The sequence below is a fragment of the Streptomyces sp. NPDC006997 genome, from assembly GCF_040635175.1.
Taxonomy (GTDB): domain Bacteria; phylum Actinomycetota; class Actinomycetes; order Streptomycetales; family Streptomycetaceae; genus Streptomyces.
In genome coordinates, this window is record NZ_JBEYHH010000015.1 from 148470 (window position 1) to 164398 (window position 15929).

Below are 15929 nucleotides of genomic sequence, written 5' to 3' on the forward strand. Positions count from 1 at the left end.
AGGATCGCCTCGGGCACCACCGTGCCGTCGCGGACCAGTCGCTGCCTGCTGAGGCCGGGTGCAGGCAACCCGCCCGCTCCCGCCGGACGATGCCGCAGAGGACCACGGCTGATCACGCGCGCTCAGTCCCGATCAACCAAGAAAACTGAGCCGCACCTTCCGGTCAGGGTTGCCGCGGTTGGTGTCCGCCAACCTCCGTCAGGACAACCCCAGCGTACGCCCGCCCACCGGGCTGGATGCCCACCGGGCGGCTCAACCTCTCCGGGCATGTGTTCCTGGACGCGGCCGCGCGGGAACCGTACCGGCAGTGGGGTGACGCGGCCTGCCAAACCGCACAGGAGGTAGGGGAGGAGTCGTCCGGTACCAAGAGCCTCCGGCACCCGGTGACCAGCAACGGGCCATGGGCCGCCTTCCGTCAACCGACGCGGTTGATGGGCGGGCACTGCCATCGCGCGTCGACGACCTCGGGGCGCGGTAGGTACATGCGCAGCGCGGCATACCAGATGCCCTGCCGCGGCGTGGGCAGCCAGTTGGACTCCCGCTCCGGCCCCGGCGAGTCCGGCTGCAGATAGAGGGTCACACCCCCGTCGTCGTCTGTGACCAACCCTCGGGTGCGGTCTCCGACGGAGTACCGGTTGATCGGGTTCGGGATCAGGTTCCGGTCCTCGTCGTAGGCGGTCAGCGACCAGAAGGCGTCGACCGGGGGCAGCGTCCCCGCCTCGAAGCGCAGCTCGTAGCGGCCGGTGGTCAGCGTCTCGTCAGCGTCGTCGGTGAAGGCCGTCAGGTAGACCGCTTCCTCGGGATCGTTGACGGCGATGCCCACCAGGGACTGCTCCGCGGCCCGCCTGAGAAAGTCGTCCCCGTAGTGCCCGACCTCCCCCTGAGGGTAGCGCCAGCCGTTGACCAGCTCCGCCCACTGGCCGCTGAGCAGCTGCTGTTCGAGCATGGGCACGGCGGTGGCGGCGGCCCGGATCAGGCCATCCTTCACCGGCTCCGGCTGTGCCTCGACGTCCAGCCCCGGGCCGATGCCGATCTCCGCGAACTGCCGGAGCAGGACATCGTGGTGCTTCGGCAGGGGGTTCTCGGCCAGTGCCGCGTTGAGTGTCTTCCACGGACCGAGCGGATCCTCGGCGGGGTCGACCGGTACCGGTACGTCGCGGCGTTCCGGGAGCGTGGCGCCCTCCTTGCCGAACAGGTGGAGCGGCGTCAGCCGGTACTGCTGCTGCAGCGCGTGGACGGCAGGGAGGTCCTCCTCGCCCTCGACGAGGGTTCGCCCGACGATCAGGACCCACGGGGTGGGGGCGGTCGCCGTGCGGCGCACGCCCTCCGGGAGGTCCCCGCTCCAGCCCGGGCCGATGAGGGCGAAGTCACCGGCCTGCGATCCGGTCGCCCGCATGCCGACGTAGTCGTAGTTGTCGGAGGTGAAGGCGACCAGCTCGAAGGTGAAGTAACGAGCGCCCATGTCCGGATGCGAGAGAATGAGGGGCTCTTCCCGCAGGTCCACCCAGGCCCAGGAATACAGCGTGTCGATGTTGGGTGACACGCCCTCCCTGTCCGAGACGTCCCAGAGTCTGCTCGCATGCCAGAAGTGGTTGACGGCCATGTAGGGCGTCGTCTCCGTCTCGGGCCTCTGGGTCACCCAACGGTGGCGGAGCTCTGTGTTGTAGATGTACGGGAAGCCATAGATGAAGGCCTGCTCCCCCAACGTGTACGCGTACTCGCGGCGCCAGTCGTCCACCCGGCCGGTCAGCGTCGGCTTCACCGAGTGCCATGCCACGGGCAAGGCCCGCGTCACCTTCCGAACGCGGTCGATGGTGTCCCCCGGGTGACGTACGGCCGCCACGGTGGCCTTTCCGGTGGCAGCCGTCGCTTGGCCGATGCCGGCTGCCGCCGCGGCGAGATCGTGGCGCAGCCCTCGCCCGGGATGGTTGCTGTCGGCTGAGGATGCCATCACTGCGTTCCTCTCCTGAGGCTGGAGGGCACAGACTGCCGCCACCACGCGAACTCACCACGCGCACCGGGGAAACCGAAGACCGTCGACGACGCGTCCCGCCTCCTCCCGGTGCGCCACGCCGCGGCATTCTGCGCCCTGCTTCGTGGGGTTGCCGGGCCGGTGCTCGGACAAGCACCTACTCTTCGAGTAGATCACCACGTCCATACCCCGGCAAATGGGGCTCGTGGGTCACGACGGCCCCGATCTGTCGCTCAGCGTGTTCACGGGTCGGTCACGTGGCGTGGAGGTGATCCGGGCGGAGGGTCGCGTGCAGAGGGTGTCGTACTCATCTGGTTCGGCCGGACTGCAGGCCTACGGCCGGCACCCTCGTCACGCAAGGAACGACAATCGCACCTGACGGTCGGCATTGTCCTTGTTGGTGTCGACCAGGCACACCGACTGCCACGTCCCGAGTTCCAGGCGGCCGTCCAGGACGGGGAGGGTCGCGTGCGGTGGGACCAGGGCCGGGAGGACGTGGTCGCGGCCGTGGCCGGGGGTGCCGTGGCGGTGTTGCCAGCGGTCGTCGGCGGGCAGGAGGGTGTGCAGGGCGGTGAGGAGGTCGTCGTCGCTGCCCGCGCCGGTCTCGATGATCGCGATTCCGGCCGTGGCGTGCGGGACGAACACGTTGAGGAGGCCGTCCCGCCCCTCGGCCGCCTCGCGCAGGAAGGACTCGCAGTCCCGGGTGAGGTCGACCACGGTCTCGGAGGAGCCGGAGGTGATGTGCAGGACTCGGGTCGTGAACGCGTCTGACATGGCTTCCATCCTGGCTCATCCGGGGGCCTGGTGGGGGTCGGGAAGATCCGTGCCGGACGGCGGGTTAGGAGAAACGTGAACGATACGGGTGCGGACGCGGTCGAGGTCGTCGTGATCGGCGCGGGGCAGGCGGGGCTGTCCGCCGCCTACCACCTGCGGCGCTCCGGCTTCACTCCGGACCGTGACTTCGTGACCCTCGACCACTCCCCCGCCCCCGGCGGCGCCTGGCAGTTCCGGTGGCCGTCACTGACGTACGGCAAGGTGCACGGGATGCACGCGCTCCCGGGGATGGAGCTGACGGGGGCGGATCCGGCGCGGCCCTCGGCGGAGGTCATCTCCGCGTACTTCGCGACGTACGAGCGCACGTTCGATCTGCGGGTGCGGCGGCCGGTGGACGTACGGGCCGTGCGGGAGGGCGACGGCGGGCGGCTGCTCGTCGAGACCTCGGCCGGGAACTGGGCGGCGCGGGCGCTGGTCAACGCGACCGGCACCTGGGACCGACCGTTCTGGCCGCGCTACCCGGGGCAGGAGACCTTCCGCGGACGGCAGTTGCACACCGCGCGGTATCCGGGGCCGGAGGCGTTCGCCGGGCAGCGGGTGATCGTGGTGGGCGGCGGTGCCTCCGGGACCCAGCACCTGCTGGAGATCGCCCCGTACGCGGCGGCCACCACCTGGGTGACCCGGCGTCCCCCGGTCTACGTCGAGGGCCCCCTGGACGAGAACGCGGGGCGGGCGGCCGTCGCGCTCGTGGAGGAACGGGTGAAGCGGGGGCTGCCGCCGAGGAGCGTGGTGTCGGTGACCGGGCTGCCGCTCAACGACGCGATCCGGGAAGGGCTGGCGAACGGCGTCCTGGACCGGCAGCCGATGTTCGACCGGATCGTCCCCGACGGGGTGGAGTGGAGCGACGGACGGCACGGGACCGCCGATGTGATCCTCTGGGCGACCGGGTTCCGTCCCGTCGTGGACCACCTCGCGCCGCTGCGGCTGCGGGAGGCGGGCGGCGGCCTACGCGTCGAGGGGACCCGCGCGGTCGCCGATCCGCGGGTCCATCTGGTCGGCTACGGCCCTTCGGCGAGCACCATCGGCGCCAACCGGGCGGGCCGGGCGGCCGTACGGGACATCAAGCGGCTGCTGGCCGGGAAGGCCGGGGGCCTCGGGGGAGCAGGGGGAGCCGGGGCGGCCGGGAGACCCGCCGCCGCGTGACGTTGCGCCTGGTCACCGCGGCGCGGACCGCCCGCTCTTCTGCCGGGCGTTGAACTCGGCGACGTTGCGCTGGTGTTCGGCGTAGTCGGCGGTGAAGCGGGTGTCGCCGGGCTTGACGGTGACGAAGTACAGCCAGTCCCCCGGCGTCGGGTTGATCGCGGCACGCACCGCCTCCTCGCCCGGGTTGTCGATAGGCGTGGGCGGCAGGCCCATGCGCTGGTACGAGTTGTAGGGGCTGTCCATACGGGTGTCGCTCACGGTGGTGTCCAGCGAGGCGCGGTTCAGCGCGTAGTTGAGGGTGGAGTCCATCTGGAGCGGCATACCGCGCTCAAGGCGGTTGAAGACGACCCGGGCCACCTTGCCCATGTCCTGCTTGGTGGCGGCCTCCGCCTGGATGATGCTGGCGATGGTGACGGCCTGGTAGACGTTCATGGCGTTGCGCTGCGCACCGGCGGCGATCGGGGCGCCGTTGAACTTCTTGTTGGCGGTGTCGACCATCAGCGACAGCAACTGCTCCGGCGTCGAGTCCTCCTGGAGCGGATACGTCGCCGGGTACAGGTAGCCCTCCGGGTTGCCCTCGGCGTCGTTGGGGAGTTTCAGCCGGGCCTTGCCCAGGGACTTCCCGGTGGTGCCCGCGGGCAGGGCGAGGGCCTTGTCGACGGCGGCGTACACCCGCGTCGCGCGCCAGCCCTCCGGGATCACCAGGGTGGTGGGCCGGCCGTCCTCGCCTCCGTTCAGGGTCAGCAGCGGCACCGCGACGGCGGTGCCCGCCACGACGGCCCCGGACGCGATGAGGGCGATACGGCCCCGGCGCGTCAGCCGGATCGTGCGCCCCGCGTTCCTCATGGCCCCCGTGTTCCTCGTGCTTCTCGCGCTCCGTGGCGGCGGAGTGTTCGTCTGCATGGGGGCACGTTAACCCGCATAACGCCCTGAACCCGGCATATCGTCAGGTTGTCGGCTCCAGTCGCGCGTCGCGGCGCACCAGGGACGCGTACCGCCCGCCCAGTTCCAACAGCTCCTCGTGGGTGCCGCGTTCCACCGCGCGTCCGCCGTCGAGCACCACGATCTGGTCGGCGCTCCGAACGGTGGACAGCCGGTGCGCGATGGTGAGGGTGGTGCGGTTGGCCGACAGAGCGTCGATGGCCTCCTGCACGGCGTGCTCGGTGCGGGTGTCCAGGGCACTGGTCGCCTCGTCGAGCAGGAGTACCGGGGGGTCGCGCAGGATGGTGCGGGCGATGGCCAGGCGCTGCTTCTCACCTCCGGAGAACCGGTGGCCGCGTTCGCCGACGACCGTGTCGTAGCCGTCCGGGAGGGAGGCGATGTGGTCGTGGATCTGCGCCGCCTTCGCCGCCGCGCGCAGTTCCTCGTCGGTGGCGTCGGGTCTGGCGAAGCGCAGGTTCTCGGCGACGGTGGCGTGGAAGAGGTACGTCTCCTGCGAGACGACGCCGACCGCGCGGGCGAGGGTGTCGAAGTCGAGGTCGCGCACGTCGACGCCGTCGAGGGTGACCCGGCCGCCCGTGACGTCGTACAGCCGCGGCACCAGGTAGCCCAGCGTGGACTTGCCCGCACCGGTCGGGCCGACGATGGCGAGGCTGCCGCCCGCGGGGACGGTGACGTCGATGCCGTCGAGGACGGGGGCACCCTCGGCGTCGTAGCGGAACTCGACGTCCTCGAAGCGGACCTCGCCCTTGACACGGTCCAGGCGGACGGGCTGGTCGCGCTCGGTGATGTCCATCGGCAGGTCGAGGTACTCGAAGATCCGCTGGAAGAGGGCGAGGGACGCCTGGATCTGGACGCCGGTGCCGAGCAGGCTGACCGCCGGGCGGAACAGGCCTTGCTGGAGGGAGACGAAGGCCACGATCGTGCCGATGGAGACCGCCGGGCCGCCGAAGTGCAGGGCGAGGCCCGCGGTCCAGTAGATGACGGCGGGCATCGCCGCCATCACGACCGTGATCACCGCCATCCGCCAGCGGCCCGCCATGTTCGACCGCACCTCCAGGTCGACCAGGCGCTCGGACTCGTCGGAGAAGGCGCTGGTCAGGGAGTCGGAGCGCCCCATCGTGCGGCCGAGCAGGATGCCGCTGACCGAGAGGGACTCGGTGACCGTGGCGGCCATCGCGGCCATCTGCTTCTGGCGCTGGGTGGTGATCCGCTTGCGTTCGTTGCCGACCCGGCGGCTGATCCAGACGAACACCGGGAGCAGGAGCAGCGAGACCACCGTCAACCGCCAGTCGAGGGCGAGCATGGCGAGGATCGTGGCGACCACGCTGGTGAAGTTGGCGACCAGCGAGGTGGCGGTGGAGGTGACGGTGGCCTGCATCCCGCCGATGTCGTTGGCGATGCGGGACTGCACCTCGCCGGTGCGGGTGCGGGTGAAGAAGGCCAGCGACATGCGCTGGAGGCGGCCGTAGACGGCGGTGCGCAGGTCGTGCATCACGCGCTGGCCGACGGTGGTGGAGATCAGCGTCTGGAGTACGCCGAAGACGCTGGTGAGGACCGCACCGGCGATCATGCCGAGGGCGAGCAGGGTCAGCAGTCCGGTGCGGCCCTCGGGGATCGCGACGTCGAGGATCTCCTTGAGCAGGAACGGCGTGGCGACCGAGACCAGCGACGAGGCGCCGACCAGCAGACCGACGACGGCGAGCCGGGCACGGTAGGGGCGGAAGAGGCCCAGGATGCGGCGCCACTGGCGGGGCTGGTCCTCGGCCTCGGCGGGTGGGGTCCAGTGGGGTGCGTGGTCGGGGTGCATGGGCTCCTACGGTGGGTGAGACGACGCCGGGTGGCGCCTGACGGATCCTAGCTCATTGTTACCTATGCTCACAATGAACAAGGTCCTGATACTGTTCCCGCATGACCCAACCCGTGTTCGAAGGCTCCGACGATTCCGCGGGCCCCGAGGGCTTCGAGGGATCCGAGGGATCCGAGGGATCCGAGGGATCCGAGGGCGTGCTCGCCGAGCAGTTGCTGCGGCTGACCCGACGCGTGCACCGCATCCAGAAGCGCCATCTGGAGCGGCACGACCTGGGGATCACCCCCGCCCAGTCGCGGCTGCTGCGCACGCTCGCGCACTTCGGGTCGCCGCCGCGGATGGCCGACCTCGCCGCGCGCCTTGAGGTCGTGCCGCGCGCCGTGACGACGCTGGTCGACGCGCTGGAGGCGGGCGGCAGGGTGCGCCGGGTGCCGGATCCGGCCAATCGCCGGGTGATCCGGATCGAACTGACGGACGAGGGTCATCGCGCCCTGCGGGAACTGCACGCCGCCCGTCGGTCGGCCGCGGAGGAGATCCTCGCGCCCCTCACGGCGGAACAGCGCGAGGTACTGGGCGGGCTGCTGGACATGCTGGTCGACGGGGCGACCGCGCCAGGGTGCTGAGCCGCTCCCCGGCGCCGGGGAGCGAGTGGGGGCGGGAAGGGGCGAGAAGGGGCGGGGCGAGCCGGTTCTGTGTGATGGCGTGGAAAACCGTTTGCCATTGAGCACTCCACGGAGTGAACCTTGCACGGTTTGCGACCGCCCCGCGCGGTCGGGCGAGCGCCGCCCGCATACCCGCCCATTCCCTGTCACGAGCCACTGGGACGTCATGCAGATCCAAGACCTTCCCTATCCCGACCCTGGCGTGCCGGACGCACGTTCGGGGCCTCGATTCCTGTGGTGGCTCGGCCGCAACCAGCTGCGTGGTCAGCTGAGATCCCTGGCCTGGGGGCTGCTGCACTTCCTGTCCGTCTCATCACTGCCCTTCTGTGTCGGTGTGGCCGTCCAGGCGGTCGTGGACCGCTCCGGTGAACGGCTCGCCCTGGCGGGCGGACTGCTGGCGCTGGCCTGCGCGGGCAACGCGATCGGCGACACCTTCCTGCACCGCGCCGCCATCACCAACTGGATCACCGCCGCCGCCCGCGTCCAGCAACTGCTGGCCCGCAAGACCGCCTATCTGGGCTCGGCGCTGACCCGGCGTGTGGCGGCCGGTGAGGTCGTGGCCGTCTCCACCGGCGACGTCGAGAAGATCGGCTGGTTCGTGGAGGCGATCTCCCGGTTCACCGCCGCCGCGGTGACGATCGTGGTGGTCTGCGTCGCGCTCCTCGTGTACCAGCCCGCCCTCGGCATCGTCGTCGCCGTCGGCCTGCCGGTGCTCGCGCTCGCCGTGCTGCCGCTGCTGCCGCGCGCCACCCGGCGCGCCGACGTCCAGCGGGAGAAGGCGGGCCGCGCCACCGAACTGGCCTCGGACACCGTCGCCGGCCTGCGCGTCCTGCGCGGCATCGGCGGCGAGGAACTCTTCCTCGACCGCTACCGCCGCGCCTCCCAGGACGTGCGCCACGCCGCCGTGCGCAGCGCCCGCATGTGGTCCCTGATCTCCGCGATTCAGGTACTGCTGCCGGGACTGCTGCTGATCGCCGTGGTCTGGTACGGCGTCCATCTGGCCCGCGAGGGCCGGATCACCGTCGGCGAACTCGTGACCGTCTACAGCTCCGTCATGATCATGACCTACCCGCTCAGGCACTTCGAGGAGATCGCCATGGCGTACTCCTTCTCCCGGCCCTCCGCCAAGCGGGCCGCCCGGGTGCTCTCCCTGGAGCGGGCCACGGACGCGGGCGGGTCCCGCGCCGCCGAGCTGCCCGCCGGTGACCTGTACGACCCGGCCACCGGGCTGCGCGCTCCGTCCGGGCTCCTCACCGCGGTGGTCTGCGGGGACCCGGACGCGGCGGGGCGGCTCGCGGAGCGGCTGGGCGGCCACCCCTCGGAGCCCGGGCCCGCGGTTCTGCTGGACGGCACCCCGCTCGACGAGTTGCCGCTCGACTCCGCGCGCACCGCCGTCCTCGTCCAGGACAAGGACCCGGTGCTGCTCTCCGGAACGCTGCGGGAACTGCTCGACGTGCCCGCCTCCGGCGCCGTCGGCGCCGGGGAGGCGCTCGCGGCGGCGCAGTGCGGGGACGTCCTGGCCGCGCTGGTCGAGGGGTCGCTGGACGCCGAGGACCCGCTGGACGCCCGGATCACCGAACGCGGACGGTCCCTGTCGGGCGGCCAGCGCCAGCGGCTCGCCCTGGCCCGTTCGCTGATCACCGACCCCGAGGTGCTGGTGCTGGACGAGCCGACCTCCGCCGTCGACTCGCACACCGAGGCACGGATCGCGGAGGGCGTTCGGGAACTGCGGGCGGGCCGTACGACGGTGGTGTTCACCTCCTCGCCGCTGCTGCTGGACCGGGCGGACCGGGTCGTCCTCGTGCACGAGGGCACCGTCGCCGCGGTCGGCCCGCACCGGGACCTGGTGCACACCGACTCCCGGTACCGGGCGGTGGTGACGCGCGAGACCGACGAGGAGACCGCGCTCGGTGGCACCGCCCTGGGCGACGTCGCAGCCGGTGAGGCCGCGCTCGGTGACCTGCGTGCACGGGCCACCGACGGCCGGGCGGGCGCCCGGCGCGAACTGGACGAACTCGGACTGGAAGAGCTGGAAGAGATCGAGGAGACCGCATGATCGGCGTGGCGCCACCGGCGTACGACCCGGCGGCCCCGACGACGGCACACACGCTGCCCGTCGGCGCCCCCACGACCGTACGGGCCTACGTGACCGAACTCTTCCGCCGTCACCGGCGGGCCTTCCTGCTGCTCGTCGCGGTCAACACGGTCGCCGTCGTCGCCTCGATGGCCGGACCCTGGCTGCTGGGCGGCCTCGTCGAGCGGGTCTCCGACGAAGCCGAGGAACTGCGGCTGGAACTCACCTCCGGGCTGTTCGTGCTGGCGCTGCTGGTGCAGGCGTTCTTCGTGCGGCAGGTGCGGCTGCGCGGGGCGATGCTCGGGGAACGGATGCTCGCCGATCTGCGTGAGGACTTCCTCATCCGCTCGGTGGGACTGCCGCCGGGCGTGCTGGAGCGGGCCGGGACCGGCGACCTGCTGTCCCGGATCACCACCGACATCGACCGGCTCGCCAACGCCATGCGCGAGGCCGTGCCCCAGCTGGCGATCGGCGTGGTGTGGGCGGCGCTGCTGCTGGGCGGACTCGTCGTCACCGCGCCGCCGCTGGGGGCCGCCGTCCTGCTCGCCGTGCCGTTGCTGGTGGTCGGCTGCCGCTGGTACTTCCGGCGGGCGCCGTCCGCCTACCGCTCGGAGGCCGCCGGGTACGCGGCCGTCGCCGCGGCGCTCGCCGAGACCGTGGACGCCGGGCGCACCGTCGAGGCGCACCGCCTCGGTGACCGCCGGGTCCAGCTGTCGGACCAGCGGATCCGGGAGTGGACGGCATGGGAGCGGTACACGCTGTGGCTGCGCTCGGTGCTCTTCCCCGTCATCAACGTCACCCATGTGACCGTGCTGGCCTCCGTCCTGATGATCGGCGGTGTCTTCGTCCTCCAGGGCTGGATCGGCGTGGGCCAGCTGACGACCGGCGCCCTGATCGCACAGATGCTCGTCGACCCCGTGGGGCTGATCCTGCGCTGGTACGACGAGCTCCAGGTGGCGCAGGTGTCGCTGGCGCGGCTGGTCGGCGTGAGGGACATCGAGCCCGCCGAAGGGGACGCCTCGGTTGCCCCGGAGGGGCGTGACGTGCACGCCGAGGGAGTGCACTTCGGGTACCGCGAGGGCGTCGACGTGCTGCGCAAGGTCTCCCTTGACGTCGCCCCCGGCACCCGACTGGCCCTGGTGGGTCCCTCCGGGGCGGGCAAGTCCACCCTGGGCAGGCTGCTCGCCGGGATCTACGCGCCCCGCGACGGCCGGATCCTCCTCGGCGGCGCCGAGCTGTCCCGGATGCCCGCCGAGCGGGTCCGCTCCCACGTGGCCCTGGTCAACCAGGAGCACCATGTCTTCGTCGGCTCCCTGCGCGACAACCTCCGGCTGGCGCGCGCCGACGCCGGTGACGCCGAACTGTGGGCGGCGCTGGGCGCCGTCGACGCGGACGGCTGGGCGCGCGTCCTGGACGACGGGCTGGACACCGAGGTCGGCTCCGGCGGCTTCGCGCTGACCCCGGCGCAGGCCCAGCAGATCGCCCTGGCCCGCCTGGTGCTCGCCGACCCGCACACGCTGGTCCTCGACGAGGCGACCTCCCTGCTCGACCCGCGGGCGGCCCGTCATCTGGAACGGTCCCTCGCCCGCGTCCTCGACGGCCGCACCGTCATAGCCATCGCCCACCGTCTGCACACCGCCCATGACGCCGACGTCATCGCCGTCGTCGAGGACGGCCGCATCAGCGAACTGGGCAGCCATGACGACCTGGTCGCCGCGGACGGGGCGTACGCGGCACTGTGGCGGTCGTGGCATGGGTGACGAGCAGTCGTAGCCGTCCGAGAGGAGCCTGCCTCGCGAAGGGGGAGCCGGGGCGGTCCGCCTCCGTGGCGCGGGCCGCGCGGCCGACCGGGGTGGCCGCGAGGTCGCCCCGGTCGGCGACGGCCTGCCGGTGCGGTGGTCGGCCGGGGCCTCCGCGGGCCTGGGGACGGAGGGCGGGGCGGGGTGGCAGGCGGGCCGGGCGACGGTCGTGGCGTTGCGCGGGTGCGATGAGGGGTGGAAGGCTGGAAGGCGGCGCCACCTCGGGGAGCGCCCGAGAACCGTGTGGTCCCGCGAGTGTCGGACCCTGTGCCCGGACCCGTCGGCCACCCGCCGCCGAGCACGGCGGGACAGGTCCGTCCGCACCACCTGGAGGTACCCGTGAACAGCGCCGAAGGATGGGGCGACGACGTCTACCAGCCCGATCAGGCTGACCAGCGGGAGGACACGGGGCTGCTCGACGCGGAGGACACCCTGGAGAACGACGGTGTCGACGATCCCCTCGACCGGGGCTGGTCCCCTCCGGAGAAGCCGTGGGCCGTGGAGCACGTCGGCGTCACCGCGGCCGAGCGGCTGCGGGGCGAGACGCTCGACCAGCGGCTGGCGGGGGAACTCCCCGATCCCACCGCCCCGGACGGCGACGGCCTCGGTGACTGCGAGGGCACCGACGGGGAACTCCTCGACAACGAGGTCGGCGCGATCCGCTCCGGCCGCCTGGTCGCCCCCGACGAGGGGGCGCACGAGGACCAGGAGAGCGCGCTGGTCGCCACGGACGTCGGCATCGACGGGGCCGCCGCCTCCGCGGAGGAGGCCGCGATGCACATCGTCGACGAGGACAGCCTGTCCGGCTGACGCGGCGCCCGCACCCGCCTTCTCGACCCACCCGCCTTGCCGGATTCCCGCCCGTTCCCCGCCACCGCCATACCAGGAGCAGCCATGCAGCAGGACAAGCACCCCGACTACCACCCCGTCGTCTTCCGCGACCGGGCCGCTGGATACGCCTTCCTGACCCGGTCCACCGCGGCCAGTGACCAGACCATCGAGTGGGACGACGGCGAGACGTACCCCGTGGTGGACGTGGAGATCTCCTCGGAGAGCCACCCGTTCTACACCGGCAAGGCCCGCACGGTGGACACCGAGGGTCGCGTCGCCCGGTTCGAGCGGCGGTACGGCGAGGGCGCCTCGCAGGTGCCGCCGGGCTCCGACTGAGGGCGGCAGGCGCCCGTCGTCCGTCCCGCGGTGCCTCAGATGAAGTTGAGCGCGGCGGCGCCGCCCACTCCCCCGAGCACCATGAACGCGGGCATCAGCACCCTCAGCTCCACCCAGCTGCCAGCCCGGAAGCGGATCGCCTTCGGCGGCCCCAGCGGGTACCAGCGCTTGCGGCCCACCGGTATCGGCCACAGGATCGGGCACCCCGACACGGTCAGCGCGTCCCCGATGTCGTGCACCAGCGCGCCCAGGACGACCGGGAGTCCCAGCCACAGGTACTCCTGGCCCGGGTCCGTGAACAGCCAGTCGGAGCCCTTGCCCGGCTGGTCCAGCACCCCGGCGAGGATCCACGCGCTCGCCGCGGCCAGCAGCCAGACGAGGACGTCGCTGCTGGCGCCGCGGGTCGCCCGCCACAGCAGGCCCTCGATGGCCAGCACCAGGTGGACGAAGAGGATCGCCAGCACCGCCCAGCGCCCACCGGTGATCGCCAGCACCGAGGTGCCCCCGCCTATCAGCACCGCCCACAGCCAGGTGTGCGTGAGCGTGCGGTGGCCGCCGGAACGGCGCGGGTCGCCCTGCTTCCTGGTGGCCTTGTAGACCGCGTAGGACAGCTTGTCGACGATCTCGCACAGCCAGCGCGACAGCGGCCCGAAGGCGCGCGAGATGGTGGCCGCCTTGTGGTCCAGGTCGGGGGCGAGAGCCGCTCCGGCGCAGATCAGGGCGCCGACGAGGAGGACAGGCCAGGGCATCGCGTGCCCGGCCGCGGCAGCGGCGGCACCGACGCCCAGCCAGGCCGCCGCGCCCGAAAGTGAGTGTGCTGGTCCCATCATCGCCGCTGCCCGCCCCATTCCTCGTGTTCCGCTGTGCAGTTGACCTGTCCGGCCGGTCAGCCGACCCCGTGCGGTGACCCCGCGTCGGCGACACAGCGTAGCGTTCGCGATCTTCGTACCCGCATCCGATTCCCCTTCCGGGTCGGTCGGCAGGCAAGATGGGGGCGTGACCCTCATCGATCAGCTGCCGCCGACCGCCGACCCCGACGCCCTGTACGACGCCTTCGAGTCGTGGGCCCAGGAGCGGGGTCTCACGCTCTACCCCCATCAGGAGGAGGCGCTGATCGAGGTGGTCTCCGGTGCGAACGTGATCGTGTCGACGCCGACCGGCTCCGGCAAGAGCATGATCGCGGCGGGCGCCCACTTCGCCGCGCTCGCCCGGGACGAGGTCACCTTCTACACGGCTCCCATCAAGGCGCTCGTCTCGGAGAAGTTCTTCGAGCTGTGCAAGCTCTTCGGCACCGAGAACGTGGGGATGCTGACCGGTGACGCCTCCGTCAACGCCGACGCCCCGGTCATCTGCTGCACCGCCGAGGTGCTCGCCTCCATCGCGCTGCGCGACGGCAGGCGGGCGGACGTCGGCCAGGTCGTCATGGACGAGTTCCACTTCTACGCCGAGCCGGACCGCGGCTGGGCCTGGCAGATCCCGCTGCTCGAACTGCCGCAGGCGCAGTTCGTGCTGATGTCGGCCACGCTCGGCGACGTCTCCATGTTCGAGAAGGACCTCACCCGGCGGACCGGCCGCCCGACGTCGGTGGTCCGCTCGGCGACCCGCCCCGTGCCGCTGTCGTACGAGTACCAGCGCACGCCTCTGACGGAGACCCTGACGGAGCTGCTCCAGAACCAGCAGGCGCCCGTCTACATCGTGCACTTCACCCAGGCGCAGGCCGTGGAGCGGGCGCAGGCGCTGATGAGCATCAACATGTGCTCGCGTGAGGAGAAGGAGCAGATCGCCGAGCTGATCGGCAACTTCCGCTTCACCACCAAGTTCGGCCGGAACCTGTCCCGTTACGTCCGGCACGGCATCGGTGTGCACCACGCCGGGATGCTGCCCAAGTACCGGCGGCTGGTGGAGAAGCTCGCGCAGGCCGGCCTGCTGAAGGTGATCTGCGGCACCGACACGCTCGGCGTGGGCGTCAACGTTCCCATCCGGACCGTGCTGTTCACCGCGCTCACCAAGTACGACGGCAGCCGGGTGCGCACCCTGCGCGCCCGGGAGTTCCACCAGATCGCGGGCCGGGCGGGCCGGGCGGGCTTCGACACGGCGGGCTTCGTCGTCGCCCAGGCGCCCGAGCACGTCATCGAGAACGACAAGGCGCTCGCCAAGGCGGGCGACGACCCGAAGAAGCGCCGCAAGGTGGTCCGCAAGAAGGCGCCCGAGGGCTTCGTCGCCTGGTCGGAGGACACCTTCGAGAAGCTCATCACCTCCGAACCGGAGCCGCTGACGTCCCGCTTCCGGGTGACGCACACGATGCTGCTGTCGGTGATCGCCCGCCCCGGCAACGCCTTCGAGGCGATGCGGCACCTGCTGGAGGACAACCACGAACCGCGCAAGCAGCAACTGCGGCACATTCGGCGAGCGATCGCCATCTACCGCTCGCTGCTGGACGGCGGCATCGTGGAGAAGCTGGACGAGCCCGACGCCGAGGGCCGCATCGTCCGCCTCACCGTCGACCTCCAGCAGGACTTCGCGCTGAACCAGCCGCTGTCCACCTTCGCGCTGGCCGCCTTCGAACTTCTCGACCCCGAGTCGCCCTCGTACGCCCTGGACATGGTGTCCGTCGTGGAGTCCACGCTGGACGACCCCCGGCAGATCCTGGTCGCCCAGCAGAACAAGGCGCGCGGGGAGGCCGTGGCCGCCATGAAGGCGGACGGCGTCGAGTACGAGGAGCGCATGGAGCGGCTCCAGGACGTCACCTACCCCAAACCCCAGGAGGAGCTGCTCTTCCACGCGTACAACACCTACCGCAAGAGCCACCCCTGGGTCGGTGACCACCCGCTGTCGCCGAAGTCGGTCGTCCGGGACATGTACGAGCGGGCCCTGTCCTTCACGGAGCTGGTGTCGCTCTACGAGCTGGCCCGCACCGAGGGCATCGTGCTGCGCTACCTCGCCAGCGCCTACAAGGCCCTCGACCACAACATCCCGGACGATCTGAAGTCCGAGGACCTCGAGGACCTCATCGCCTGGCTCGGGGAGACGGTGCGTCAGGTCGACTCCTCCCTCCTTGACGAGTGGGAGCAGCTGGCCAACCCGGAGGAGATGACCGCCGAGGAGGCCCAGGAGAAGGCCGACCAGGTCAAGCCGGTCACCGCCAACTCGCGCGCCTTCCGTGTGCTGGTCCGCAACGCCATGTTCCGCCGGGTGGAACTCGCCGCCCTCGACCAGGTCGACGAGCTGGGCGAACTGGACGCCGAGTCCGGCTGGGACGCCGACGCGTGGGGCGAGGCGATGGACAAGTACTGGGACGAGTACGACGATCTCGGCACCGGACCCGACGCCCGTGGCCCGAAGCTGCTGCTGATCGAGGAGGAGCCGGAGAACGAGCTGTGGCGCGTCCGGCAGATCTTCGACGACCCGAACGACGACCACGACTGGGGCATCAGCGCCGAGATCGACCTCGCCGCCTCCGACACCGAGGGGCGCGCCGTGGTCCGCGTCACCGATGTCGGCCAGCTGTGAACACAGGAGAAGGACATTC

Annotated in this window: 12 protein-coding genes; 7 read left to right on the forward strand and 5 right to left on the reverse strand. The window is 71.6% G+C overall.

Features of this window, described 5'->3' with window-relative positions; genetic code table 11:
* Positions 1 to 415: 415 nt before the first annotated feature.
* Together ABZ659_RS17230 and ABZ659_RS17235 are read right to left on the reverse strand one after the other, a co-directional pair.
* A complete protein-coding gene (locus tag ABZ659_RS17230; RefSeq protein WP_360220037.1) occupies positions 416 to 1777 on the reverse strand; it encodes a DUF1254 domain-containing protein in 1362 nt (453 codons plus the stop codon).
* 546 nt (positions 1778 to 2323) lie between these two features.
* Complete coding sequence (locus tag ABZ659_RS17235; RefSeq protein WP_360219918.1) at positions 2324 to 2746, reverse strand: secondary thiamine-phosphate synthase enzyme YjbQ; 423 nt, start codon at positions 2744 to 2746, stop codon at positions 2324 to 2326.
* 75 nt (positions 2747 to 2821) lie between these two features.
* On the opposite strand from ABZ659_RS17235, the gene ABZ659_RS17240 reads away from it, so the two are divergent.
* Positions 2822 to 3949 carry an NAD(P)-binding domain-containing protein gene (locus tag ABZ659_RS17240; protein WP_360219921.1) on the forward strand — a complete coding sequence of 376 codons (1128 nt, stop codon included), beginning with the start codon at positions 2822 to 2824 and terminating at the stop codon, positions 3947 to 3949.
* A 12-nt stretch (positions 3950 to 3961) separates the two neighbouring features.
* Here ABZ659_RS17240 and mltG read toward each other — a convergent pair whose 3' ends face one another.
* Positions 3962 to 4795: an endolytic transglycosylase MltG gene (mltG, locus tag ABZ659_RS17245; protein ID WP_360219924.1), complete on the reverse strand. Its 834-nt coding sequence runs from the start codon at positions 4793 to 4795 to the stop codon at positions 3962 to 3964.
* 100 nt (positions 4796 to 4895) lie between these two features.
* Positions 4896 to 6698 carry an ABC transporter ATP-binding protein gene (locus ABZ659_RS17250; RefSeq protein ID WP_360219927.1) on the reverse strand — a complete coding sequence of 601 codons (1803 nt, stop codon included), beginning with the start codon at positions 6696 to 6698 and terminating at the stop codon, positions 4896 to 4898.
* A 101-nt stretch (positions 6699 to 6799) separates the two neighbouring features.
* On the opposite strand from ABZ659_RS17250, the gene ABZ659_RS17255 reads away from it, so the two are divergent.
* The 5 genes from ABZ659_RS17255 to ABZ659_RS17275 all read left to right on the forward strand — a co-directional run bounded on the left by ABZ659_RS17255 (position 6800) and on the right by ABZ659_RS17275 (position 12400).
* Complete coding sequence (locus tag ABZ659_RS17255; RefSeq protein WP_360219930.1) at positions 6800 to 7321, forward strand: MarR family transcriptional regulator; 522 nt, start codon at positions 6800 to 6802, stop codon at positions 7319 to 7321.
* A 205-nt stretch (positions 7322 to 7526) separates the two neighbouring features.
* Entirely contained in the window at positions 7527 to 9416 is a 1890-nt protein-coding gene (locus ABZ659_RS17260) for an ABC transporter ATP-binding protein (RefSeq protein ID WP_360219933.1), read from the forward strand.
* A complete protein-coding gene (locus ABZ659_RS17265) occupies positions 9413 to 11194 on the forward strand; it encodes an ABC transporter ATP-binding protein (protein WP_360219936.1) in 1782 nt (593 codons plus the stop codon). The genes ABZ659_RS17260 and ABZ659_RS17265 overlap by 4 nt, the downstream gene beginning before the upstream one ends.
* 378 nt (positions 11195 to 11572) lie before the next feature.
* Positions 11573 to 12043 (forward strand): DUF5709 domain-containing protein, encoded by a 471-nt coding sequence (locus ABZ659_RS17270; protein WP_360219938.1) that lies wholly within the window; start codon positions 11573 to 11575, stop codon positions 12041 to 12043.
* An 84-nt stretch (positions 12044 to 12127) separates the two neighbouring features.
* Positions 12128 to 12400, forward strand: coding sequence for a type B 50S ribosomal protein L31 (locus ABZ659_RS17275; protein ID WP_360219940.1), 273 nt, complete (start codon positions 12128 to 12130; stop codon positions 12398 to 12400).
* Between the two features lie 35 nt (positions 12401 to 12435).
* Here ABZ659_RS17275 and ABZ659_RS17280 read toward each other — a convergent pair whose 3' ends face one another.
* Complete coding sequence (locus ABZ659_RS17280) at positions 12436 to 13230, reverse strand: metal-dependent hydrolase (protein WP_360219943.1); 795 nt, start codon at positions 13228 to 13230, stop codon at positions 12436 to 12438.
* Between the two features lie 166 nt (positions 13231 to 13396).
* Here ABZ659_RS17280 and ABZ659_RS17285 point away from each other — a divergent pair, with 166 nt between their 5' ends.
* Positions 13397 to 15910 carry a DUF3516 domain-containing protein gene (locus ABZ659_RS17285; protein WP_360219946.1) on the forward strand — a complete coding sequence of 838 codons (2514 nt, stop codon included), beginning with the start codon at positions 13397 to 13399 and terminating at the stop codon, positions 15908 to 15910.
* Positions 15911 to 15929: the final 19 nt, after the last annotated feature.